The sequence below is a fragment of the Bradyrhizobium sp. USDA 3262 genome (assembly GCF_054060035.1).
This window is the reverse complement of record NZ_JBSSCT010000001.1, coordinates 3,473,027-3,494,168: the sequence shown is the minus strand read 5'-3', so window position 1 is coordinate 3,494,168 and position 21,142 is coordinate 3,473,027. Positions and strand designations below refer to the sequence as shown.

19 protein-coding genes and 1 tRNA gene are annotated in these 21,142 nt (G+C 61.0%); 4 read left to right on the top strand and 16 right to left on the bottom strand.

Going from position 1 to position 21,142, the window contains the following annotated elements; all coding sequences use genetic code 11:
* The first annotated feature begins 31 nt into the window (after positions 1 to 31).
* Entirely contained in the window at positions 32 to 826 is a 795-nt protein-coding gene (locus tag ACVWYP_RS16085; RefSeq protein WP_028339628.1) for a DeoR/GlpR family DNA-binding transcription regulator, read from the top strand.
* A gap of 80 nt (positions 827 to 906) precedes the next feature.
* Here the strand turns inward: ACVWYP_RS16085 and ACVWYP_RS16080 are convergent, their stop codons facing one another.
* From ACVWYP_RS16080 to ACVWYP_RS16070, 3 genes are all read right to left on the bottom strand, one after another.
* The gene (locus ACVWYP_RS16080) at positions 907 to 2,058 is read right to left on the bottom strand and encodes a substrate-binding domain-containing protein (protein ID WP_304498982.1); all 1,152 of its coding nucleotides are present in this window, start codon (positions 2,056 to 2,058) and stop codon (positions 907 to 909) included.
* A gap of 100 nt (positions 2,059 to 2,158) precedes the next feature.
* Positions 2,159 to 3,151, bottom strand: a complete 993-nt coding sequence (locus ACVWYP_RS16075; RefSeq protein ID WP_038387432.1) for an ABC transporter permease — start codon at positions 3,149 to 3,151, stop codon at positions 2,159 to 2,161.
* Positions 3,148 to 4,719: a sugar ABC transporter ATP-binding protein gene (locus ACVWYP_RS16070; protein WP_304498981.1), complete on the bottom strand. Its 1,572-nt coding sequence runs from the start codon at positions 4,717 to 4,719 to the stop codon at positions 3,148 to 3,150. Before ACVWYP_RS16070 ends, ACVWYP_RS16075 begins: the two co-directional genes overlap by 4 nt.
* Positions 4,720 to 4,979: 260 nt before the next feature.
* Here ACVWYP_RS16070 and ACVWYP_RS16065 point away from each other — a divergent pair, with 260 nt between their 5' ends.
* The gene (locus ACVWYP_RS16065; protein ID WP_304498980.1) at positions 4,980 to 6,812 is read left to right on the top strand and encodes an outer membrane protein assembly factor BamB family protein; all 1,833 of its coding nucleotides are present in this window, start codon (positions 4,980 to 4,982) and stop codon (positions 6,810 to 6,812) included.
* Between the two features lie 282 nt (positions 6,813 to 7,094).
* Here ACVWYP_RS16065 and ACVWYP_RS16060 read toward each other — a convergent pair.
* Positions 7,095 to 7,197, bottom strand: a tRNA-Ser gene (locus ACVWYP_RS16060).
* An 847-nt stretch (positions 7,198 to 8,044) separates the two neighbouring features.
* Here ACVWYP_RS16060 and ACVWYP_RS16055 point away from each other — a divergent pair.
* Both ACVWYP_RS16055 and ACVWYP_RS16050 read left to right on the top strand, forming a co-directional pair.
* Positions 8,045 to 8,725, top strand: a complete 681-nt coding sequence (locus ACVWYP_RS16055; protein ID WP_016848237.1) for an HAD family hydrolase — start codon at positions 8,045 to 8,047, stop codon at positions 8,723 to 8,725.
* 283 nt (positions 8,726 to 9,008) lie between these two features.
* On the top strand, positions 9,009 to 9,917 hold the full coding sequence (locus ACVWYP_RS16050; RefSeq protein ID WP_026192417.1) for a TauD/TfdA dioxygenase family protein: 909 nt from the start codon (positions 9,009 to 9,011) through the stop codon (positions 9,915 to 9,917).
* Positions 9,918 to 9,992: 75 nt separating this feature from the next.
* Here ACVWYP_RS16050 and ACVWYP_RS16045 read toward each other — a convergent pair whose 3' ends face one another.
* The 12 genes from ACVWYP_RS16045 to ACVWYP_RS15990 all read right to left on the bottom strand — a co-directional run bounded on the left by ACVWYP_RS16045 (position 9,993) and on the right by ACVWYP_RS15990 (position 21,089).
* Positions 9,993 to 10,235 (bottom strand): DUF2274 domain-containing protein, encoded by a 243-nt coding sequence (locus ACVWYP_RS16045; RefSeq protein WP_075968962.1) that lies wholly within the window; start codon positions 10,233 to 10,235, stop codon positions 9,993 to 9,995.
* 4 nt (positions 10,236 to 10,239) lie between these two features.
* Positions 10,240 to 11,451: a TrbI/VirB10 family protein gene (locus tag ACVWYP_RS16040; protein ID WP_038379346.1), complete on the bottom strand. Its 1,212-nt coding sequence runs from the start codon at positions 11,449 to 11,451 to the stop codon at positions 10,240 to 10,242.
* On the bottom strand, positions 11,448 to 12,482 hold the full coding sequence (trbG, locus tag ACVWYP_RS16035) for a P-type conjugative transfer protein TrbG (RefSeq protein ID WP_028344502.1): 1,035 nt from the start codon (positions 12,480 to 12,482) through the stop codon (positions 11,448 to 11,450). Before trbG ends, ACVWYP_RS16040 begins: the two co-directional genes overlap by 4 nt.
* Positions 12,479 to 13,162: a conjugal transfer protein TrbF gene (trbF, locus tag ACVWYP_RS16030; RefSeq protein ID WP_038379344.1), complete on the bottom strand. Its 684-nt coding sequence runs from the start codon at positions 13,160 to 13,162 to the stop codon at positions 12,479 to 12,481. Before trbF ends, trbG begins: the two co-directional genes overlap by 4 nt.
* A 92-nt stretch (positions 13,163 to 13,254) precedes the next feature.
* On the bottom strand, positions 13,255 to 14,478 hold the full coding sequence (trbL, locus tag ACVWYP_RS16025) for a P-type conjugative transfer protein TrbL (protein ID WP_028343873.1): 1,224 nt from the start codon (positions 14,476 to 14,478) through the stop codon (positions 13,255 to 13,257).
* Positions 14,475 to 14,846 carry a putative entry exclusion protein TrbK-alt gene (gene trbK-alt, locus ACVWYP_RS16020; protein ID WP_016845887.1) on the bottom strand — a complete coding sequence of 124 codons (372 nt, stop codon included), beginning with the start codon at positions 14,844 to 14,846 and terminating at the stop codon, positions 14,475 to 14,477. The genes trbL and trbK-alt overlap by 4 nt, the downstream gene beginning before the upstream one ends.
* Entirely contained in the window at positions 14,846 to 15,574 is a 729-nt protein-coding gene (gene trbJ, locus ACVWYP_RS16015) for a P-type conjugative transfer protein TrbJ (RefSeq protein ID WP_026192416.1), read from the bottom strand. The genes trbK-alt and trbJ overlap by 1 nt, the downstream gene beginning before the upstream one ends.
* Positions 15,571 to 18,012, bottom strand: coding sequence for a conjugal transfer protein TrbE (gene trbE / locus ACVWYP_RS16010; protein ID WP_028343872.1), 2,442 nt, complete (start codon positions 18,010 to 18,012; stop codon positions 15,571 to 15,573). The genes trbJ and trbE overlap by 4 nt, the downstream gene beginning before the upstream one ends.
* 10 nt (positions 18,013 to 18,022) lie before the next feature.
* Complete coding sequence (locus tag ACVWYP_RS16005; RefSeq protein ID WP_018270310.1) at positions 18,023 to 18,286, bottom strand: VirB3 family type IV secretion system protein; 264 nt, start codon at positions 18,284 to 18,286, stop codon at positions 18,023 to 18,025.
* Positions 18,286 to 18,567, bottom strand: coding sequence for a TrbC/VirB2 family protein (locus tag ACVWYP_RS16000; RefSeq protein ID WP_018270309.1), 282 nt, complete (start codon positions 18,565 to 18,567; stop codon positions 18,286 to 18,288). Before ACVWYP_RS16000 ends, ACVWYP_RS16005 begins: the two co-directional genes overlap by 1 nt.
* A gap of 46 nt (positions 18,568 to 18,613) precedes the next feature.
* Positions 18,614 to 19,528 (bottom strand): P-type conjugative transfer ATPase TrbB, encoded by a 915-nt coding sequence (gene trbB / locus ACVWYP_RS15995; RefSeq protein ID WP_016845878.1) that lies wholly within the window; start codon positions 19,526 to 19,528, stop codon positions 18,614 to 18,616.
* Between the two features lie 232 nt (positions 19,529 to 19,760).
* A complete protein-coding gene (locus ACVWYP_RS15990; protein ID WP_456684115.1) occupies positions 19,761 to 21,089 on the bottom strand; it encodes an MFS transporter in 1,329 nt (442 codons plus the stop codon).
* Positions 21,090 to 21,142 lie beyond the last annotated feature (53 nt).

Genomic DNA, 21,142 nt, shown 5'->3' with positions numbered 1-21,142 from the left:
GTCAATCGGATAAGCAAGCCCGGCGATTAAAATGGCTGAAACATCGAACGCACGACCAAGCGAGACGCGCGTGCAGCGCCTGCAGAGGCTGCGCCGCGCCGTCGAATCGAGCGGCACGCTGCATCTGAAGGACGCCGCCGAGCTCCTCAAGGTTTCCGAAATGACGGTCCGGCGCGATCTCGCCGGGCCGGACGCCGCGCTGGCGCTGCTCGGCGGCTACGTCGTCAATGCGGCGTCGCCGACCGGGATCAAGTACGCGTTCGAGCAGGAGATCGATCAGCACACCCAGGACAAGCGCCTCGCCTGCCGGTCTGCCGCGGCCTCGATCAAGGAAGGCGATACGATCTTCATCGATTGCGGCACGACGATGCAGTCGCTGGCGGACTGCCTGCCAGAGGACCTGCCGCTTTCGGTGATCTGCTATTCGATGAACGTGGCGTCGATCGTCACGCGACGGCCGGCCACGCAGGTGATGCTGATGGGCGGCCTCTACCATCCGTCGTCGCAGTCCTTTGCGTCGGACGACGGCCTGTCCTACCTGCGACGGCTCGGCATCAACAAGGCCTTCATCTCGGCGGGCGGCGTGCACTGGACCCGCGGCGCGAGCTGCTCGAATTTTCACGAGGTCGCCGTCAAGCAGGCCGTCATCGAGACCGCGATGGAGAGCATCCTGGTGATCGACGCGAGCAAGCTCGGCAGTCTCAAATCGGCATTCTTCTCCGATATCGGCGCGTTCTCGCGGATCATTGTCGGCGGCACGGCGTCAGCGGACATGCGCAAGCACTTCCGCAGCCTTCCTGTAGAATATGTGACCAGCGCAACCTGATCCGAGCGGGGGCTGGCACGCCCGGATCAGGCTGCTCACGATGCGCGGGCTCGCGGGACCACGCATCGAACTCCCGCTGCTCAGTTGCAGGCTGGCTTCGCCTTGTTGCAGGCGTCGGTCAGCTCCGGCGGCGGCTCCTTCTTGAACACCGTCTTGTAGGATTCCAGCACGTTGGACTGCGTTACCGGCAGCGACTGCACGCCGATCCAGCCCGGCGTTTCCTTGCCGAGCAGCGCATTCATCATGGCCATCGCTTCGGCGACACCCTGGTCATAGGGGCGCTGCGACCCGGTCGCCTTCAAGGGACCACCCTTGGCGATCTCGATCGCCGATTGCAGGCCGAGGTCGACGGTGGTGACCGGAATGTCGATGCCCTGCGCGCGCATCGAGCTCAGCGTATCGAGCGCCGGCTGGTCCCAGACCGCGAACAGGCCTTTGATATCCGGATTGCCGGTGAGGAAGTCGCCCGCGATCTGCGACACCTTCGGCGGGTCGGTGAAGTCGACCTGCTTCATCTTGATGTCGGGACGGTTCTTCTGCATCCACTCGCGGACACCCTTGGTGCGCTCGTTGGTGCTGAAATAGTCGACGCCGAAATTGACGAGACCGATGGTGCCGCCCTGCGCGACGCAGGACGCCAGGATCTGGGCCGCGATCTGGCCATTGCCCTGGCTATCCGCGGAGATCATGGACGCATATTCCTCGGGATGCTTCAGTCCGGTCGGGATGCTGTCCATCAGCACGAGCTTGATGCCGGCCTTGGCGATCTTCTTGTAGGTCGGCGCGGTCGCGGTGAAATCGACCGGGATCGAGATGATGCCGTCCGGATGCTGCTGGATGGTGTTCTCGATATCGGCGATCTGCTTGTCGACCTGATATTCGGCGGACGCGACGCCGGTGACGGTCACGCCATACTTCTTCAGCGTATCGGTGATGCCCTGGATCTGCAGTTGCGCCCAGTCGAGATTGACGGTCTGCATGGAGATGCCGACCTTGAAATGCTTCTCCTTGATCTTGGCGGCATCGGCGTCCGACAGCGCCAGCACCTCGGGCGAGGCGGCCTTCTCGCCATGCGGCCCCTGACCGACGATCGATTTCGGTCCAAGCGTCGCGAGATCGACGCCCTTGACGCAGGTTGCAGGCACTTCGGCGCGGGCCGAGGGGGCGATCGAAATGGCCGTCGCCGCGATCAGCGCGGTCAGCGGCAGGGTTTGTCGCAAGATTGGCTTCATTGTTTCCTCCCGTTTTGGTCGCCGATTGACCGGAGGCCGGCGACCTTGCCCCTACCCTTGCAACGCCTGACCTTGCGGCCATGCGCTGCGCCATCGTGCTCTAGCGTTTCGTGAATGCGACCGCGGCCACGATGATCGCTCCCTTGATGACGAGCTGCAGCGGCGAGCTGACGCCGAGCAGCACGAGGCCGTTGTTGAGTGTGCCGATGATGAGACTGCCGAACAGCGTTCCCAGGATGTAGCCGCGCCCGCCGAACAGGCTGCAACCGCCGAGGATCACGGCGGCGATGACGTCGAGCTCCATGCCCTGCACGACGTCGGGCCGCGCGGCGTGCGAGCGCGCGGACAGCACCAGCGCCGCAAGCCCGGCGAGCGCGCCGGTCAGCACAAAGGCCGCGGTCGTCACCCATTTGGTGTTGATGCCGGAATACAGCGCCGCGGTCGGATTGCCGCCGACCGCATAGATGCGGCGGCCGAACACGTTGTAGTGCAGCAGCAGGATGCCGACGATCATCGCCACCAGCGTCCAGGCGATCGGAACGGGTATGCCCAGGAACGAGCCTTCGCCAAAGATCGCGAAATAGGTCTCGTTGGTGATGATCACCGGCTTGGTATTGGTCACCATCATCGCCAAACCGCGCGCCATGCTCAGTGAGCCGAGCGTCACCAGGAACGACGGGATCGAGAGCTGCGTGGTCAGGATGCCGTTGAGCAGCCCGACCAGCGCGCCGGTGCCGAGCCCGGCGGCAGCGCCGACGATCCAGCTGTTGTTGATCTGGCTCATGGCGAGCGCCGCGGCCATGCCCGACAGTGCCAATGTCGACGCGACCGACAAATCGATCTGGCGCGCGATGATCACAAAGGTCATGCCAACAGCGATGATCGAGACCAGCGTGGTCTGGCGTCCGATGTTCAGGAAATTGTCGACCGACAGGAACCAGGGCGAGGACAGGCTGAACACGACCAGCAGCACGAGGAAGGCGATGTACAGCATGTAGGGCCGCTCGCCCCGCAGCAGATTCTGCAGCAACTTGCGGCGACGATCGGATCGGGTCGACGAGGCGACGAGATTGGGCGCGGTCAGTTCGGTCATGCTTGCAAAACGCCTTGTTCGGAAGCCTGGTAGATCTGCAGCAGATGATGGAGCTCTTCGGCATCATCGATCTCCCCGCGCACCAGCGTTCGCGCCACGCGTCCATCGACGATCACGGAGATGCGGTCGCAGAGCTCGATCAGTTCGACGAGGTCCGACGAGACCACCAGGACGCCGGTGCCGTCGCGGGCGGCATTGCGGATCACGCCGTAGATCTCCTCGCGCGCGCCAACGTCGACGCCAACCGTCGGCTCGTCCAGCAGCAGCAGGCGCGGCCGCGGATCATTCCATTTTCCGAACACGACCTTCTGCTGGTTGCCGCCGGATAATGTCCTGACCAGGCTCGAGGCGCCTTGCGCCTTCACCGACAGCCTCGCCACCGCAGCGTCGGCACGCCGAGCGGCGGCGCGCTGCTGCATGAAGCCCCAGCGCGAGAAATGCGGAATCCGCGGCAATGTGATGTTGCGCTCAATCGAATGATCCAGCACCAGGCCCTGCATGTGCCGGTCTTCCGGCACCAGCGCGACGCCATGGTCGATCGCATCGGCCGCGCCGTTCGGCAGCCACGCCCGGCCCTCGATCGCCAGTGTGCCGCTGTCGACCGGCCGAAGGCCGAAGATGGTCTCCAGGACCTCGGTGCGTCCGCTGCCAATCAGTCCGGCAAGGCCGTGGATCTCACCCTTCATCACGGACAATTCGACGGCCGACAGGCGGTCGTTGGACACGCCCGACAGCGACAGAACCGGCGACGGATCGAACGAACGCGCGGCCGCGGGCTCGGCGCGCGACACCGCGGGCGCCAATCGATCGGTGCCGATGATGGCGTTCACCAGCCGCTTCATGTCGGTCTCGGCGGTGACGAACGTGCCGGCATTGGCGCCGTCGCGGAGCACCGTGACACGCTGCGAGATATCGAACACCTCGTTGAGCCGATGCGTCACATAGATCACGCCGACGCCGCGGCGCGTCGCCTTGCCGATCGCGTCGAACAGGATACGAACTTCATCCGAAGTCAGGGACGATGTCGGTTCATCAAGGATCAACAGGCGCACCTCGCCCATCAGTGCCTTGGCGATCTCGGTCATCTGGCGGTAGGCGAACGGCAGCGAGCCGACTGTTGCCTTGGTATCGAGGGGAATGCCGAGTTCGCTCAGGAACGCCTCGGCCCTGGCCATCAGTTCGCGCTTGCGGACAAAGCCGAACCGCGTACGCGGCTCGCGGCCGAGCAACAGGTTGTCTGCAACGCTCAGCGACTCGACGAGACTGAGGTCCTGATAGACGACGGCGATGCCCGCCTCGCGCGATCTAGCCGGACTGTCGAACGTCGCCGGTTTGCCGGCGATCTCGATCGCGCCGCTGTCGGCCGCATGAACGCCACTGAGGATCTTGATCAGCGTGGACTTGCCGGCCCCGTTCTCGCCGAGCAGCGCGTGCACCTCGCCGGCCCGGACCTCGAGGTTGACGTCGCGCAACGCCCGCACGCCGCCGAAGCGCTTGTTGATGCCACCGACCATCAACAGCGCCGTCGACGGCCGAGGCTCGGCTGCGATCGAACCGGACAATTCCAAATTTTCCTCCCGTCGCCCGCGCGAGGCGCTGGTACGATGGTGACATGTTGTTATTTTTGCAACTTATTGTGTTATAATTCTATCACATCGGTCGACCTGTCAATGGGAGATCGCGCCGGCGGGCGCTCGAATTGGAGGCGGCGGCGATCGGATCCTGCACCGCCATACGTGCTGCCGGCCTCCGCCAGGCACGATGCAGCCGGAAGGTTGTGCTACGCTGCAATCACTCTCTTCATCAGAGCCAACGCCGGTGAACCACGATGAAACTGAGTGCCGCGATTGCCGTCGCCCTGATCTCCTCTTGCCTGCCTGCAACAGCGCAGCAAGGCGGTGCCGACCTCTACGCGCAACGCTGCGCGCAATGTCACGACAGCAGCAATACGGGTGTTCGCGCGCCGAGCCGCGCCGCGCTGCAATCCAGATCGTTCGACGAGGTGCTTGGTGCGATCACCACGGGCCCGATGGCGTCCTTCGCGCAAGGGCTGAGCAGCGACGAGCGGGCGGCGATCGCCTCGCTCGTCACCGGAAAGGCCGCTTCGCTCGCGGCAACCGAGAGCGCGGGCCAATGCACGCAGAACGAGACCGGCTTTCCGCAGCCGATCGACGGGCCGCGGTGGAACGGTTGGGGCGCGGATATCAACAACAGCCGGTTTCAGCCGGCGGCCATGGCCGGCCTCGCGCAAGACCAGATCCCGCGACTGCGTCTGAAATGGGCGTTCGGGTTTCCTGAGACGTCCAACGCCAACGCGCAGCCGGCTGTCGTCGGCGGCTTGCTGTTCGTCGGTGGCGGCGACCGCAAGGTCCACGCCCTCGACGCCAAAAGCGGCTGCACGCGCTGGGCGTTTCCGACCGAGGCGCCGGTGCGGACGGCCATCAGCTTTGCCCCGCTGGACAACGGCCAGCCTGCCATCTTCTTTGGCGATGTGCGTGCCAACGTCTACGCCCTGAATGCCGCGACCGGCAAGCTGATCTGGAAGAGCAAGGTCGACGATCATGTGGCCGCCCGGATTACCGGTGCGCCGGTGTTCTATTCCGGCGTCGTCTATGTCGGCGTTTCATCGATCGAGGAGGCTATCGGGTCTCGTCCCACCTACCAGTGCTGTACGTTTCGCGGCAGCGTCGTTGCGCTGAAGGCCGAGACCGGCGCACAGATCTGGAAGGCCTACACGATCCCTGAGGCACCGCATCCGACACGGGCGAACGCGATCGGGACCCAGCTGTTCGGTCCGGCCGGCGCGTCGGTCTGGTCCGCGCCGACGATCGATGTGCAGCGCCAGGCGCTCTATGTCGCGACCTCGAACAGCTATGCCGATCCGGCAACCGACACCAGCGATGCCATCCTCGCGTTCGATCTCACGACCGGCCGAATGCTGTGGCATCAGCAAGCCACGCCGAAGGACAGCTTCATCGTTGCGTGTTTCGGCACCGATCAGAGCAATTGTCCGGAAGACCGCGGCCCCGACCATGACTTCGGTCAATCGCCGATCCTGGTGAGCCTGCGTGATGGACAGCGCGTGCTGGTGATCGGCCAGAAATCCGGCGTGGTCCACGCGCTCGATCCCGACCGTGAGGGCAAGATCCTGTGGCAGACGCGGATCGGCAAGGGTGGCGCGTTGGGCGGGACCGAGTGGGGTTCCGCCGCTGACCAGGACCGAATCTATGTCGCCAATTCGGACGTACGATTTCTAAGGGACGGCACGCGACGTCTGAATTCAAGCGAAGGTGGCGGCCTGTTCGGACTCGATCTTGCGACCGGCAAGATCGCGATGCAGGTGGCGCCGGTGGCCTGTGGCGACCGCCCCCAGTGCAGTCCCGCTCTCTCCGCGGCGGTCACCGCCATTCCCGGCGTCGTGTTCTCGGGCGGCGTGAGCGGCTTCCTGCGCGCCTACGCGACCGATGACGCACGGCTGCTCTGGGAAATCGACACCGCCCGCGACTACACCACGGTCAACGGCGTTGCGGCCCATGGCGGCGCCATGGACGGACCCGGCCCGGTGGTCGTCGACGGCATGCTGTACGTCAATTCCGGCTACGCGCAATGGAGCGGGCTGCCCGGCAATGTTCTGCTGGCCTTTGAAGTCGGCAACCCCTGACAAGTATTTGCGCCGGCAAGCTGAGCACTACTCGCGGCGGGCTATTCGTGCTTTGATGCCGGACAGGATCAGTCGAGAGGTCCGAAGGGAGACCGTGTGGTGATTGGTGACGTGCTACGCAACATCACGTCAGGGGCCGTTACCCTCGCGCGCTCCAATGGTCCCGAATCGCCGATAGGAGGGACCGGCGTCCCGAAATCGACCGACATGGCAGCCGCGCTTCAAATCGATGCGCATGTCGTTGCGCACGAAAAACGCAGAAACTATAAGTGCTTGAAAGAATGGTCGGAGTGGCAGGATTCGAACCTGCGACCCCTGCGTCCCGAACGCAGTGAGCATCTTCTAACTTATTGATTTTTCTTGTGTGGTGGCCACTCCCGTCCCGTTTTGTTCACGGTCGTTTCACCCAATTCATTGCGATTTCGTTGCGGCATTTCCTGACGAGAACGGCGCTCGCTGAGATGTCGAGCCGGCGAGCTGCAATGTGACCTGACTAAGTTCAAAATCAGCATCTGATCGCAAGGAGAAGCAATCCTAGCGATTTCCGAGCGCCCCTAAACTCTGCCGCATGAACACTGGTTTTTACGTAACAAGCTCAGTTCTTTCAGAAGACCGACTCTGATGACGTCTTCGGAAAAAGTGATCTGGCGGCGCCCACGATCGGCACCGATTGCACCCGGCCATCGACCGGACCTGCCGCTCGCCAACTTCCTTGACTGCGTCGGTGACGAGTTACTCCACGACTGCTCCAAAGCGCCACCCTCGGGCTTGTCTGGGTAGCCAGCTAAAACAGTAAGCCAAGTCTTTTCACTACTCATGCATTTCATTGCTGGCGCGGGAGGGATCCGACCGCCGAATGACGAAAACAAGATACGTCGGCGTCGCCAGCTCTATGCTGTGGCTGGTCCACCGTAAAAATCTTGGTCCGTTTCTGACAGCGACGTAAGGTCATGTCAGGATCGCCACACTGCGCGTCGGGTTCAGATTTTTCAAAGCACAGTTTGCCGCTTACTGCGCGCTTGCGGCGTTGGCACGACCATTGCTCCAGCAAAGATCAGCTTCAAAGATACAGAGGAAAACGGTCATGCTCTTCTTCCCTAGCTCGCGCGTCCTACACAGAACAGCGATCCGCGCGTTTACTTGACCGGGCGCAATACTAGACATACGGACCCGCAATTGTCCGATCGCAAATGCATTTACCGCCGCGGTACTTGCCTTAGGTTCATTCGCCCATGAAATCCGCGATTGTGTTCGACTGGAATGGCACGCTGCTCGATGATGCCAATGCGGTGCTTCAAACCATCAATGCAATTTTGAGCCGATTCGGTCGCGCAACCGTAGATATGCGCAGGCTTCGAGAGGAATTCGAACTCCCTCTTTCGGTTCTCTTCCGCAACCTAGACATGTCGAAAGATGAAATCGACGTCGTGGAGAGAAATGACAGCGCCATTTTTCATGACACTTACGAATTCTTGGCGCGCAACGCTGCCTTACGCAAAGGGGCACGAAATGTTTTGCTCGCCGCTGATCACAGAGCCGTTCACACCATTATTGTCAGCAATCACATTGTTGAACCAATTCGCGCACAAGTGCGAAGACTTGGAATCAAGACTCACGTCACGGACATTTTGGCATTTGAGAACCGCGCAACCCAGTTTAAGAGCGTGAACAAGGAAGAACGTCTGCGCTTGTATATGCAGGCCAATGATATACCTCCACAAAGAACCGTCATCGTGGGTGACATGCCAGTTGAGACGGAGATTGCCCGCAATCTCGGTCTTATCAACGTATCAATAATGGGGGGATTCGTTTCCGAAGCACGCTTGCGCGCCGCGGGGCCTGATTACATGATTCATGACCATCACGAATTATTACCCATTTTGCAGAAGCATTGCATTCTTCCGATCGGATGAGTCACCACAAGAGCATAACAGAAGAAGCTGCCGGTTGGCGCGCTATTGCTGTCCGCTTGGTCTTCACACCATTCGACGAGAGTGGTCGGCGATCAAGTTCTTTCGTCACACGGGCGAACTATCAGTCAGTTCAGTCCGAAAGCTTGCGCCAAATATCGCGATCCGTTCGGCGCCCATGTGAGTCTACGCGGTCGGTCTGAGTCCGTCACATGGCACGATGCTTGCTGGAATCATTCGCTACCGAGAGGCGAGGAAGACACTGCGAGGGGCTTGGAAAAACAACATGAGCAGAACGGCTGTGATCGGTGACGTCATTTCAGGCACCGATGTTGTGAAGCGTGCAGCGCGCATCGGTGCCGAAGTCAAAAATATCAAGCTATCGGGCGATCTACCGGACCACACGATCGACGCTATTAACAGCTTGTTGCTCGAGCACAAGGTGATCTTCTTCCGCAATCAAGGACATCTCAATGACGCCGAGCATGAGCGCTTTGCCGCTCGCCTTGGAAAGCTAGTTCCCCATCCGATGCTCGGTCCTACCAAGGGGATGGCGTCGCTCCTCGAACTGGACTCCAGTCGCGGCGGCGGTCGCGCCGATGTTTGGCATGCGGATGGGACCTTCGCCGAAGCCTATCCCAAAACTTTGGTCCTACGAGCCGTTGTAATGCCGACGTTCGGAGGCGACACCGTGTGGTCGAACACAGCGGCTGCTTATCTTGATCTACCGGCACCGCTACAGCGGCTTGCAGAGGAACTATGGGCCGTTCACAGCAACGTTTTCGATTACGCCGGAATCGCGCGCGTCCGCGAGGTCGACAAGAGACACTTTGACGAGGTGTTCACCAGAACGGTTTTTGAGACCGAGCATCCCGTCGTGCGCGTCCACCCCGAAACAGGCGAGCGGGCGCTGGTGCTCGGCGCCTTGGTGAAGCACTTTATTGGGGTCCCTAAGTACGACGGACAAAAGCTGTTCGATCTGTTCCAGTCTCACGTCACCGCGCCCGAAAACACTGTGCGCTGGAACTGGCTAGAGGGCGATATCGCGATATGGGACAATCGCGCAACACAGCATTACGCAGTCAACGATTACGGTGACCAGCATCGCGTCGTACGTCGGGCCACGATCGATGGTGACGTGCCCATCAGCGTAGATGGCCGGAGCAGTGTAACGCGCCTGAAGGTAACGGAATAGCGGCCCAAACTCGGCGGCGCCTAGGTTTATGCATCGCATTAAGCGTCGCGCGACAGCTTTGAGAAACCTTAGGCATCACTGTCCTGCGCCGGCGACCGGTGCGTCGCCTCGACGTTTCAGTTTAGAAAACCCTCGATCGGTGGCCATAAAGCGCGCTAACATGGGGGCGATAAGCTTAGTCGGTTCGACGACTTGACCACCTTGAAGCGAAAGGGCCTCTGCATATGCAATGAGATCACGATGCACGGCCGCCGGCAGCTCCGTACTCACTTTGACCGGCTTGTCGTCTGGAAGCTCTCCTATTTTGAGTTTTGGCATGTTGTCACCCTCTATACGGCGTAACTATGAGGTCACGATTGACAAGAACACGAACCGGGAAACCAGGCCGCACGGTCAAAGTGGGCTGGATATTGAGACTGCGTCGAACCACCTGCTGTCCGGTTTGGTTTAGTGAGTCGGAGGCGCCGTGTCGCAACGCCTGGATGATGGCGCTGTCGTTGCTATTGGTGTCCGAACCAGCCCCTAGTTCGGTCCCGACCGCCAGAAACGTCGATAGTGCCGCAGCCTTGAATAGCTCTGCCCAGTGATTGTCGACTTGGTCTTCCAGACCCGCATACCCAGCGCTATCAGCGCCAGGCTGCCGCTCGAGAACGATAGAATGTCCATTCGGCATAATCAGCCGCGTCCAGACCAGTAGGACACGGGACTGGCCGAAAGTAACCTGACTATCGTATGTGCCGATCAGACGCGCTCCCTGAGGCACAAGCAGAAAGCGGCCGGTCGGCGTGTCAAAAACATTCTCGGTGACCTGCGCGGTAATTTGGCCCGGCAGGTCCGATCGGATCCCGGTAATCAGGGCTGCCGGAATGACCGTCCCAGCCTGCACGACATATGGTGAAGCCGGCTTGGTGATGCGGTCGGGGCTGACCGTGCGACGGTCCACAGAAGCATTCACGAAGGCAAGCTTTCGGTCTTGACCGTTCTGCGCCAATCCGTCGTCGCCAGTGCTCGATAAGTTCGGCGACGCGACGCGGTCGCCTTCAACAGCCGCAGCGGCAGGCGGACGTCCTTCTCCTCCCTTGGTCGGAGCGAACAAATGGCTAATGCGGGCTGCCTCCGTCTCCTGGTCTCGGCGCTGCTGTTCCGCATCAGCCCCGATCGCCGGCGAGTGGCCTTGGGCAGCAAGGATTGGCCGACCGAGGTCGCCAGGGAGTGGCGGACCAAGCTGCGGTATTGGCTGGCGCGGAACGCCAGCATAATCCTTCGGCAGCGTCGTAAGGCCATCGGCAACATTGTGATGGTCAGTGCTGTAGAGTTCATCGGCCGCCTGGTTTCGGGGACGATTGTTCTGCAGCGACCACAGGACTGCTCCACCAATGACAAAGAGGGCAAGCGCACTCCCTCCGGCCAGGACTTTTCGCGACAACCGTGTCACGCGCGGATGCTCCGCTCTCAGTCGGAAGCTTTTGGACTGCTCCTCTTGTGTCTCCGGCGGATCTGCTTGCTCGTGATCGTTTCCACTCTGGCTGATCATGACGACGGCCTCCCGTCGGTCCTGACAATCCTGACCTTTTGCTGGCGCTCACTGCCGAGCCTCAGTTCAGCTGCTCCAAACAGCCGATCGACGATTAACACGTTACCGTAGGCGCGATAGTTGACGAGCTCGGTCTTCCCGTCAGGGCCGATGACAAAGAGCGGTGGCATCTCTCCCTGGACGATACCTTTAGGGAATTCGACGTAGACCTTGCGGCCATCGTCGTATGCGGCGAGCGGCCGCCAGGGTGGACTGTCCCCTTCAATGGCATAGCGGGAGATACGCTGCCCTGGATCCGGAAGAGGGGGTCTCAGAGCGACTGAACGGGATCGTTCGCGCGCTGTTTCAGGATAGTACCAGGCAACAGACGGCATATATGGCCGCTCGCGGGAGCGGAGCTCAATGAGGTAGGTGCGCCGGTCGGTATTGACAACGAGGTTAGTCTCGATCGATGCGCGGGTCGGCTTGACCAGGATATGGACGCGTCGCGTATCGCCGCTCCCGCTCTCAGTATCGCCTACGACCCAGCGTACGGTATCTCCGGCCGCGATGGGCCCTGATCCCGTCAGTTGCTCTCCCTCCTCGAGCGCGACGTCCGTGATCTGCCCCGGCGCGGCATAGATCTGATAGAGCGCCCCGGGACTGTAGGCGTAGATCTGCGCTGCGTTGAAATATCCCCGCTTCCGCGGTTCGACCCGGGCTGCGCTGTTTGCCGTCTCAACCCGGCTCACAGGGTCGGGCTCTTCCTTCCCTCCTGACTTGCCGCCGAGAGCCGGTTTCCAGAGCGGTGGAACGTGAAGCGGTCGCGACTTGTCATCCAGAGGCGCTGGCGGCGCCGGCGGCGGCGGGATTTCCGCGTCATAGCTGATCTGTGGCGGGATGTAGGTCGCGCACCCACCGAGCGCCGACGAACAAACCAGAAGAGCGGATAGAAATGCTCGCTTCGATGTCACGAGCTCGGACCAAGTCGAATTGCACCTACTGTACACGATAGGACGCTTCGAATAAACGTAAGACGGGGTCTTGGTCACTGACTCAACTCCTTTGACCAGTTGATGGCGCGGACATAGACGCCAAGGGGATTCTTGCGCAGGCGTTCGGCATCGCGCGGCATCTCGATCACGACGGTGAGAATTGCGGTCCAACGCTCGGTCGAACTCAGCGAGCCATTATCGTAGGTGCGCTGGATCCATGCGACCCGAAAGCTTTCTGAAGACGCGCGAATGACGCTCGACACGTCGACGGAGATTTGCGCCTTACCCAGTTTGGCAAAAGGGTCATTGTTGCGCGCGTAGTCGTTGAGCGCAGCGGCGCCGCGATCGGTTGCAAAATCGTATGCCCGGAGCCAGTTTTGGCGCAGAACGATGCCGTCGGCCGGAAGGCCCCTGACATCCTCGATAAAGCGCGCCAGATGGTAGGCGATCTGTGCATCAGTGGGTTGATAGTCGATGTTGGCCGGCGCGACCCTTTGGGCCTGGCCAAGATGGTCGACTTCGACCACCCAGGGCGTGATCGAGCCTTGATTCGACTGCCGGACAAGGCTACCTGCGAGACCGGCTGACAACATCAAGCAGCCGAATGCCATCAGGCGCCAGTTCTTGGCTTGCACGCGCGCTGATCCAATGCGTTCGTCCCAAACTTGAGCTGCTTTCTGATACGGCGTGACCGGTGCGGGCATGCGCCCGTAATGAACGGAAGTTCGTTTGAACATCGATGGTTGCCCCTGGTATCGAGTGATCGGTTTCAAGTCGGGCGATGGAAGGGTTGAGGTGCTGCTGTGCGGCGTAGGTACAGTGGTGCGTCTCAGCGCTCTCCTTCGGACAAATCGACGGAGGAGCCGCTGCCACCGTGATCGCCCGAGCGGACCGCGTGGCCGGCAGCCGAAGCACCATGCCGAATAGTCTCGGCACGCTTCATCCGGCGCGCCCAATCAGGCCGCCCCTCGGCCGAGGTGCTCGCCGCCCGTTCGCCCGCTTGCTCACCTCCGACGGCAGCCGCTGCGCGACGCAAAGGACTCATGGCAGCCGAAGCGCCAGCCTCCGCGACGCCGGCAAGGCCGCCGTTTCGATAGGCGGCTGACGCTCCGCTTAGGACAGCGCCGCCACCGCGCGCGGCGCCTGCAATCGCGCCACTAGCGAGACCAGCACCGGCCGCTACACCAGCACCTGCCGCAACAAGCCCGCCAGCAGCCAAACCCGATCCAATCGCCGCACCGGCGCCGAGCTGCGGTCCGCCAGATACCAGGCCGTTTGCAATACCCGGACCGAAGATGCCGAGGCCCAGCAGGGAGAGCGCCGCGAGCACTAGCGTCATTGCGTCTTCAATGGTCGGCTGAGCACCTCGGAAACCAGAGGTGAACTGCGAGAACAGGGTCGAACCGATGCCCACGATGACAGCTAGGACCAGAACCTTTATCCCCGAAGATATTACATTGCCCAGGACCCGCTCAGCGGCAAAGGCGGTCTTGCCAAACAGACCAAATGGAATGAGCACGAAGCCGGCCAGCGTCGTAAGCTTGAACTCGATCAGAGTGACGAAAAGTTGGATCGCCAAAATGAAGAAGGCGAGCAGCACCACGACCCATGCGAATAAGAGAACGACGATCTGAACGAAATTCTCGAAAAAGCTGATGTAACCCATCAGGTTCGAGATCGAATCGAGCAGTGGTCGGCCGGCATCGAGTCCGACTTGGGCGATCTTTCCCGGCCTCAGGAAATCGGATGCGGATAGGCTTGCACCCGACGCTTTCAGCCCAAGTCCGGCAAAGCTCTCGAAAACGATGCGCGCCAGGTTGTTCCAGTTGCCGATGAGGTAGGCAAAGACGCCCACGAAGAGGGTCTTCTTGACGAGCCGCGCGATGATGTCCTCGTCAGTTCCCCAACTCCAGAACAACGCAGCGAGAGTGATGTCGATCGCGGCGAGTGTCGTCGCGAGATATCCAACGTCACTGCCCAGCAACCCGAATCCGTTATCGATATAACGCGTAAACGTTTCCAAGAACTGGTCGATGATCCCGGTACCCGTCATGGCTTGCTCGCCTCGGGTGTCGCCGGTTGCGGATATGCTTGCGGGATCCGGCTCTGATCCTTTGGGGCGGGCGCCAGCCCTGCGAAGGAATCATTCTGGCCAGGGTCTGCTGGGCCGATTCTTTTGCCAAAGAAGCGACGCCGGTTTTCGTCCCAAATCTGCTTGCAATGCCGATAACCCACTGTGTCCTCTGGAGTGACACCGCGGCAGCGTGCGAGCTCGGAGCTGGCTGCATCGGTCCCTTGCTCCGCCTTCGGTGCCGACCGAGACGCGTCCAGTCCGCGCAGCTGAATCGTGCAGGCGGCGACGGCCACTAGGCCGATTGTCGTAAGCAGCGAAAGCGCCTTGAATGCCTTTACGTCGGTCATCAGTGGAACATCTGTACATTGGAGGATTGATAGCCCTGTCCTGGTGTTAGGAAGCGCTTGAGCTGCTCTCGACCCTGATCCTGGGCCGCGGCGCGCTGCGCCGCTTCGAGGCTCTGCGCCCTGCCCTGCGCCGCCGTGGCCGCCGTGAGATCGGCAAGTTGTTGCGCTTGAAGCGCGAGGATCTGATTGCCAGCCTGCGTTGCCTGCAGCGCGCCGGCGGCCCCCTGGCTTGACGTCACGAGCGCGGATGTCTGGATGCGATTGGTGTCGAGGTTACCAACGATGCCGGCTTGGACGCGAAGCGCGTCTTGCGTCGCGGCATAGGAATTTTGCCATCGCGCTTGAGCGTTGGCGACCAGCAGCTGGTTCGACTGGTTGCTGGTGGCTGGCGCGTAGCTGGTCGAGAAGGCGCGATCGATTTCCTGGACGTCGTAGGCGATGCGCTGAGCCTGCGCCAGCAACTGTTGGGTCCGCTGAATCGAGGATAGAAATTGCTGCAGCGACGAATACGGAAGGTTCGCCAGATTCTTCGCCTGATTGATCAGCATCTGCGCCTCGTTCTGCAACGAGGTGATCTGGTTGTTGATCTGCTGAAGCTCGCGCGCAGCGGTCAGGACATTCTGAACGTAGTTGTTGGGATCGAAAACGATCAGCGCCCGTGCGGGGATCGCAACGCCAAGCGCCAGCGCAGTGACGCCGGCTGCGGCCAATAGGGCAAGACGCCTCATGGCGATTTCTCCAGATTGACGAGATTGGGAATTAGATCTATGGCCCAGGCGACGCCACGGTGCTGGAGCCAGGCCGGCACGAAGCCGTCAGGTCCATGTTCGGCGAAGAGCTGCGCGATGGCAGCTTGGTCTGTCTTGGAAGAGGCCGCGGTGAATGCGAGCGCAACCTCACCAAGCCCGAGTTCGAACATCCGGTTGCCGCGACGGGACTGGCAGTAATAGTCGCGTTTTGGCGTTGCCCGACTCAATAACTCGATCTGGCGGTCATTGAGGCCGAAGCGGCGGTAGATGGCGGTGATTTGCGGTTCGATCGCCCGTTCGTTCGGCAGCAATAAGCGAGTTGGGCAGCTTTCGATGATCGCCGGCGCGATCGCTGAGCCGTCGACATCCGAGAGCGACTGGGTAGCGAAGATGACGGAGGCATTCTTTTTCCGAAGCGTTTTCAGCCACTCCCGGAGCTGCCCCGCGAAATCCTCATCATCGAGGGCAAGCCAACCCTCATCGACCATAAGGAGCGTCGGCCGACCATCGAGACGGTCCCCAATACGATGGAAGAGGTAAGCCAGCACGGCCGGCGCAGCACTCGTTCCGATCAAGCCTTCGGTCTCAAATGCCTGGACCGACGCTTCGCCAAGGCGCTCGAATTCGGCATCGAGCAGGCGCCCCGAGGGACCACCCACGCAATAGGGTTGCAGTGCACGTTTCAGGGAGTTGGATTGGAGGAGGACTGACAGGCCGGTCAGGGTGCGTTCCTGCATCGGCGCCGAGGCGAGAGACGTCAGCGCCGACCACAGATGATCCTTGACCTCCGGGGTGATCTCGATTTTTTCCCGTGCCAGGATCGCGCAGATCCATTCGGTGGCCCATCCGCGCTCTGAGGGATCATCGATCCAAGCCAGCGGCTGCAGCGCGACGGGCCGATCACTTCCGTCAGACAAAGCACCGCCCAAATCATGCCAGTCGCCGCCCATGCCGAGCGCGGCCGCCCTGATCGAACCACCGAAATCGAACGCAAAGATCTGGGAGTTCGGGTAGCGGCGGAATTGCAGTGCCATCAGAGCGAGCAGTACCGACTTGCCGGCCCCCGTCGGTCCGACCACAAGGGTATGGCCGACGTCGCCGACGTGGAGGGAAAATCGGAACGGGGTCGATCCCTCGGTCTTGCCGAACAGGAGGGGCGGCCCCTTGAAGTGCAGATCCCTCGCCTCGCCGGCCCATATGGCGGAAATCGGAATCATATGGGCGAGGTTGAGGGTCGAAACCGGCGGCTGACGCACGTTCGCATAGACATGCCCCGGCAGACTGCCGAGCCAGGCTTCGACGGCGTTCACCGTCTCGATCATGCAGGTGAAATCACGCCCCTGGATTACCTTCTCGACCAGCCGCAGCTTTTCATCGGCGGCATTGGGATCGCGGTCCCAGACAGTGATGGTCGCGGTGACAAAGGCTTGTCCGATCTGATCGGACCCCAGTTCCTGCAACGCTGCGTCAGCATCGAGCGCCTTGTTGTGGGCGTCGGTATCGAGCAGCGTCGACGCCTCGTTGGTCATGACCTCCTTGAGAATGGCGCCAATCGACTTTCGCTTGGCGAACCACTGCCGCCGAATCTTGGTCAGCAGCTTGGTGGCGTCTGTCTTGTCGAGCATGATCGCCCGGGTCGACCAACGATAAGAGAATGGCAGGCGATTCAGGTCGTCTAGGATTCCCGGCGTCGTGGCGCCCGGAAAGCCGACAATTGTTAGGACCCGAAGATTGGCTGAGCCCAACATCGGCTCTAGCCCGCCGGTCAACGGCTGGTCGGCCAAGAGCGCATCGATGTACATGGGAATTTCGGGCACTCGAACCCGATGACGTTTGGTCGAGATCGTCGAGTGCAGATAGGTCAGAGTATCCTGGTCATCGAGCCAGGTGCACTCCGGCATGAACCCTTCGACGAGTTGCAGCACGCGGTTGGTTTGATCGACAAACCCGCGCAGCACCTCGCGCGCGTCGGCTCCAACAGTGCGATCACGCCCCTCGTAAAGCAGTCGTTCTGCCTTGGCGGCTCCTTCCTCGGGGGGCAGATAGAGAAAGGTGAGGAAATAACTGGACTCATAGTGGGCGCCCGCCTCTTCGAACTGAGCTCTGCGCTCGGCGTCGACCAGTGCGGATGCGACATCCGGAAATGTACTCGGAGGATAGGCCCCGGCAAAATGGCGCTGTGCCTCGACGAATACGGCCCAACCTGATCCGAGGCGGCGCAGGGCGTTGTTCAGACGACCGGCGACGGCGACAAGCTCAGCCGGGACCGCGCTGTCGAGGTCGGGGCCACGGAATTTCGCCGTCCGTTGAAACGAACCGTCCTTGTTCAGGATGATTCCCTCGTCGACTATGGCGGCCCACGGCAAGAAGTCCGCAAGACGCGCGTTGGAATGGCGGTATTCGGCAAGGTTCATCATGGTAGAGAGCTCAGGCGTTGAGGTGGCCGGGAATGCGAAGATGTCGGCGCACGACGTCGACAAACGCAGGATCGCGCTTGGCTGCCCAGACGGCGGCCATGTGGCCGATGAACCACAGGACAAGGCCCGCGATCCAGAGCCGAAGCCCGAGCCCCAAGGCTGCAGCAAGCGTACCGTTGACGATCGCGACCGACCGTGGCGCGCCGCCCATCAGGATTGGCTCAGTGAGCGCGCGATGAACGAGCACGACAAAGCCTGTGACTGGTTCATCCATCAGATCACCACGCCGCCGCCGAAGGAGAAGAACGAAAGGAAGAAACTCGAGGCGGCAAACGCGATCGACAGACCGAACACGATCTGGATCAGCCTGCGGAAACCACCCGACGAGTCTCCGAACGCGAGCGTGAGCCCGGTTACGACGATGATGATGACGGCAATGATCTTGGCGACTGGCCCCTCGACCGACTGCAGGATCTGATTGAGTGGCTGCTCCCACGGCATGTTCGATCCGGCAGCCCAGGCCGGTGCCGACGCCAAAAGAAGCATCCCGGACATGGCCAGTGAAGCGGCATCTCGAGGAAAGCGAAATTGCGGACGCATGTCAGTCTCCTGTTGATGAAAGGTCGTAGTCGCCGGCGGGCCCTAGCCCGGTGACGAGAGCAAGCTCAGCGAGGCGACGGTCAGCGCCGCGCCCCGCAAGCACAGCAACGAGGTTGATGGTCTCAGCGATCAGGGCGCGCGGAACCGTGATGACGGCTTCCTGGATGAGTTGCTCGAGCCGCCGCAGGGCACCGAGCGCAGTGCCCGCATGAATAGTGCCGATGCCGCCGGGGTGGCCGGTGCCCCAGGCCTTGAGCAGATCGAGTGCTTCAGCACCGCGAACTTCGCCGACTGGAATCCGGTCAGGACGCAGTCGCAGCGAGGAGCGAACGAGGTCCGATAACGTGGCCACGCCATCTTTGGTACGCAAAGCGACGAGATTGGGCGCTTTGCACTGAAGTTCGCGGGTATCTTCGATCAGCACGACCCGATCAGAAGTCTTTGCCACCTCGGCTAAGAGCGCATTCGTCAATGTTGTCTTGCCGGTCGATGTCCCGCCGGCGACGAGGATGTTCTTGCGTGAGGCGACTGCGCTTTTCAGGATGTTGGCCTGTTCCGATGTCATGATCTCTTTGACGACGTAGTCATCCAGCGTAAACACGGCGACGGCGGGCTTGCGGATAGCAAAGGCCGGTGCTGCAACGACTGGGGGCACGAGCCCTTCGAAGCGTTCGCCGGTCTCAGGCAATTCGGCCGAGACCCGTGGCGCGCCGGCATGCACTTCGGCGCCTACATGGTGCGCAACCAGACGAACAATGCGCTCGCCATCCGCTGCGGACAGAGTTTCGCCTGTATCGGTCAGGCCATGCGACAAACGGTCGATCCACAGCCGCCCATCTGGGTTGAGCATTACCTCGATGATCGATTGATCCTCGAGGTATCCGGCGATCGCTGGGCCAAGAGCACTACGCAGCATTCGCGCACCGCGCGAATTCGCCTCCGATTGAAAGGAATGGATTGCCACCGTTGCCCTCCCCGAATGAGGGCGTCCACAGAGGGGCGCCCAGATGGGGACGATTAGAAAAGGCACCAACGGACTTAGCGCAACAAGCGCTTTCGGTGATCGAAGACTGGCGTAGAAAAAGAAAGATTGAGAGGCGATTTTTTTGACACCTACTCAATCGTATCGGTTCGCTGCGAGTTTGTGCTCACCACTCCGCATCGTCATCCGGGGGCAGGAGGATGGCCGAATTCTGGTACAAGCCAACTGACTCGGCAGGTTCGAAGGTGCTAGCCGACATCTCGAGACAGATTGAACCCACCCATGACGCAAAGGACCGAAACCAAGGCAGCGCGAACCAGAGAAACGTCGCGATCTGCAGCGCTACGTTGAAACCGAACGCTGCTTGATAGGCTTGGACGGGCCTATGGCCATCATTCGCAGACCATTGCTCCAGGATAAGACCTGTTGCGTATTGTGCTAGAAACGCCCAACCAAAGTGCAAGACGTTCAAGGCACCGTTGGCACGACCGGCAAGCTCTGGCGGAAAGTAATCCGCCACCACGGCGAAGCTGACCACAGTTGCCGTTCCTACAATTGCGACAACAGACCAGAGCAAGATAGATGGCAGAGACGCTCGCAGGATCAAGGCACGCTCGGCTGCGATAAATAGTACCGCAGCTATCGCCAATATTGTCTCCGCCCCGATTCCCCTTCGTTTGACGCAATGGACTGTCATACCGAACAACCAGGCACCAGCGCTAAGTACGATCGACATAATGAAGAGCTGTCTGATGAGACTTGCGCGATCAAACCCCTCTACGTCGGTCAGCCATGGCGATGCCCACAATCCCTGCAGAGACCAAGCCGATCCAATGCAAGTCGCCGACAACGGGGCCATTCGCCAAAAGCGCCGATCGCTGAAAACGGAGCTCAGGGTGGCGGAAGCTGTTGATGGGGCTACGCTTCGTTCAGGCACCACAAGATAGATGAGAATGGCCGTCGTACCGGTCGCGACTGCCAGAATCTCAAAGAGCTGCCGCCAGCCCATCGACGTCAGCAGGTGTTCGACGGGAGCCGTCGCGGTCACCGCTCCTAGCGAGCCCAGCATGATCATATAGCCGTTCAGTAAGGCAACTTGTTCCCTAGGGAACCAAAGGATGATCGACTTCAGTCCTGCGGTCAGTGCCGCCGCCACGCCAAGCCCGATCATTGCGCGCGCGATCAAAAGCGACAGGAAGCCGGTCGATACCGCAAACAGTCCGCCGCCGACGGCTGCGAGCAAGAGCAGAACGCTCTGGACGCGACGCGGACCAAAGTGGTCCAACAATATACCGACGGGGATCTGGGCCGCCGCCAGAACAAGAAAATAGATTGACGTAAGCAACCCGAGGTCGGCAGTCCCAAGCCCGGTGTCCGAGCTGAGATGGCTGGCGATCACGGCGTTGATCGTTCGAAACAGATACGAGAGGTAGTACCCAGCTGCAAAAGGGAGAAAAACGCGCGCGATTCGACGCCATGCTGTTGAAATTTGCATGCTGGCCCCTTTGCTCTCAGCTCACCCGAGCCGATAGCGCGTCCAGCTTTTGT

Excerpts from the sequence above, each read along its gene's own strand:
- ACVWYP_RS16085 (WP_028339628.1), top strand. The coding sequence starts at position 32 with ATGGCTGAAACATCGAACGCACGACCAAGCGAGACGCGCGTGCAGCGC.
- ACVWYP_RS16080 (WP_304498982.1), bottom strand. The coding sequence starts at position 2,058 with ATGAAGCCAATCTTGCGACAAACCCTGCCGCTGACCGCGCTGATCGCG.
- ACVWYP_RS16075 (WP_038387432.1), bottom strand. The coding sequence starts at position 3,151 with ATGACCGAACTGACCGCGCCCAATCTCGTCGCCTCGTCGACCCGATCC.
- ACVWYP_RS16065 (WP_304498980.1), top strand. The coding sequence starts at position 4,980 with ATGAAACTGAGTGCCGCGATTGCCGTCGCCCTGATCTCCTCTTGCCTG.
- ACVWYP_RS16055 (WP_016848237.1), top strand. The coding sequence starts at position 8,045 with ATGAAATCCGCGATTGTGTTCGACTGGAATGGCACGCTGCTCGATGAT.
- ACVWYP_RS16050 (WP_026192417.1), top strand. The coding sequence starts at position 9,009 with ATGAGCAGAACGGCTGTGATCGGTGACGTCATTTCAGGCACCGATGTT.
- ACVWYP_RS16045 (WP_075968962.1), bottom strand. The coding sequence starts at position 10,235 with ATGCCAAAACTCAAAATAGGAGAGCTTCCAGACGACAAGCCGGTCAAA.
- ACVWYP_RS16040 (WP_038379346.1), bottom strand. The coding sequence starts at position 11,451 with ATGATCAGCCAGAGTGGAAACGATCACGAGCAAGCAGATCCGCCGGAG.
- trbF (WP_038379344.1), bottom strand. The coding sequence starts at position 13,162 with ATGTTCAAACGAACTTCCGTTCATTACGGGCGCATGCCCGCACCGGTC.
- trbL (WP_028343873.1), bottom strand. The coding sequence starts at position 14,478 with ATGACGGGTACCGGGATCATCGACCAGTTCTTGGAAACGTTTACGCGT.
- trbK-alt (WP_016845887.1), bottom strand. The coding sequence starts at position 14,846 with ATGACCGACGTAAAGGCATTCAAGGCGCTTTCGCTGCTTACGACAATC.
- trbJ (WP_026192416.1), bottom strand. The coding sequence starts at position 15,574 with ATGAGGCGTCTTGCCCTATTGGCCGCAGCCGGCGTCACTGCGCTGGCG.
- trbE (WP_028343872.1), bottom strand. The coding sequence starts at position 18,012 with ATGATGAACCTTGCCGAATACCGCCATTCCAACGCGCGTCTTGCGGAC.
- ACVWYP_RS16005 (WP_018270310.1), bottom strand. The coding sequence starts at position 18,286 with ATGGATGAACCAGTCACAGGCTTTGTCGTGCTCGTTCATCGCGCGCTC.
- ACVWYP_RS16000 (WP_018270309.1), bottom strand. The coding sequence starts at position 18,567 with ATGTCCGGGATGCTTCTTTTGGCGTCGGCACCGGCCTGGGCTGCCGGA.
- trbB (WP_016845878.1), bottom strand. The coding sequence starts at position 19,528 with ATGCTGCGTAGTGCTCTTGGCCCAGCGATCGCCGGATACCTCGAGGAT.
- ACVWYP_RS15990 (WP_456684115.1), bottom strand. The coding sequence starts at position 21,089 with ATGCAAATTTCAACAGCATGGCGTCGAATCGCGCGCGTTTTTCTCCCT.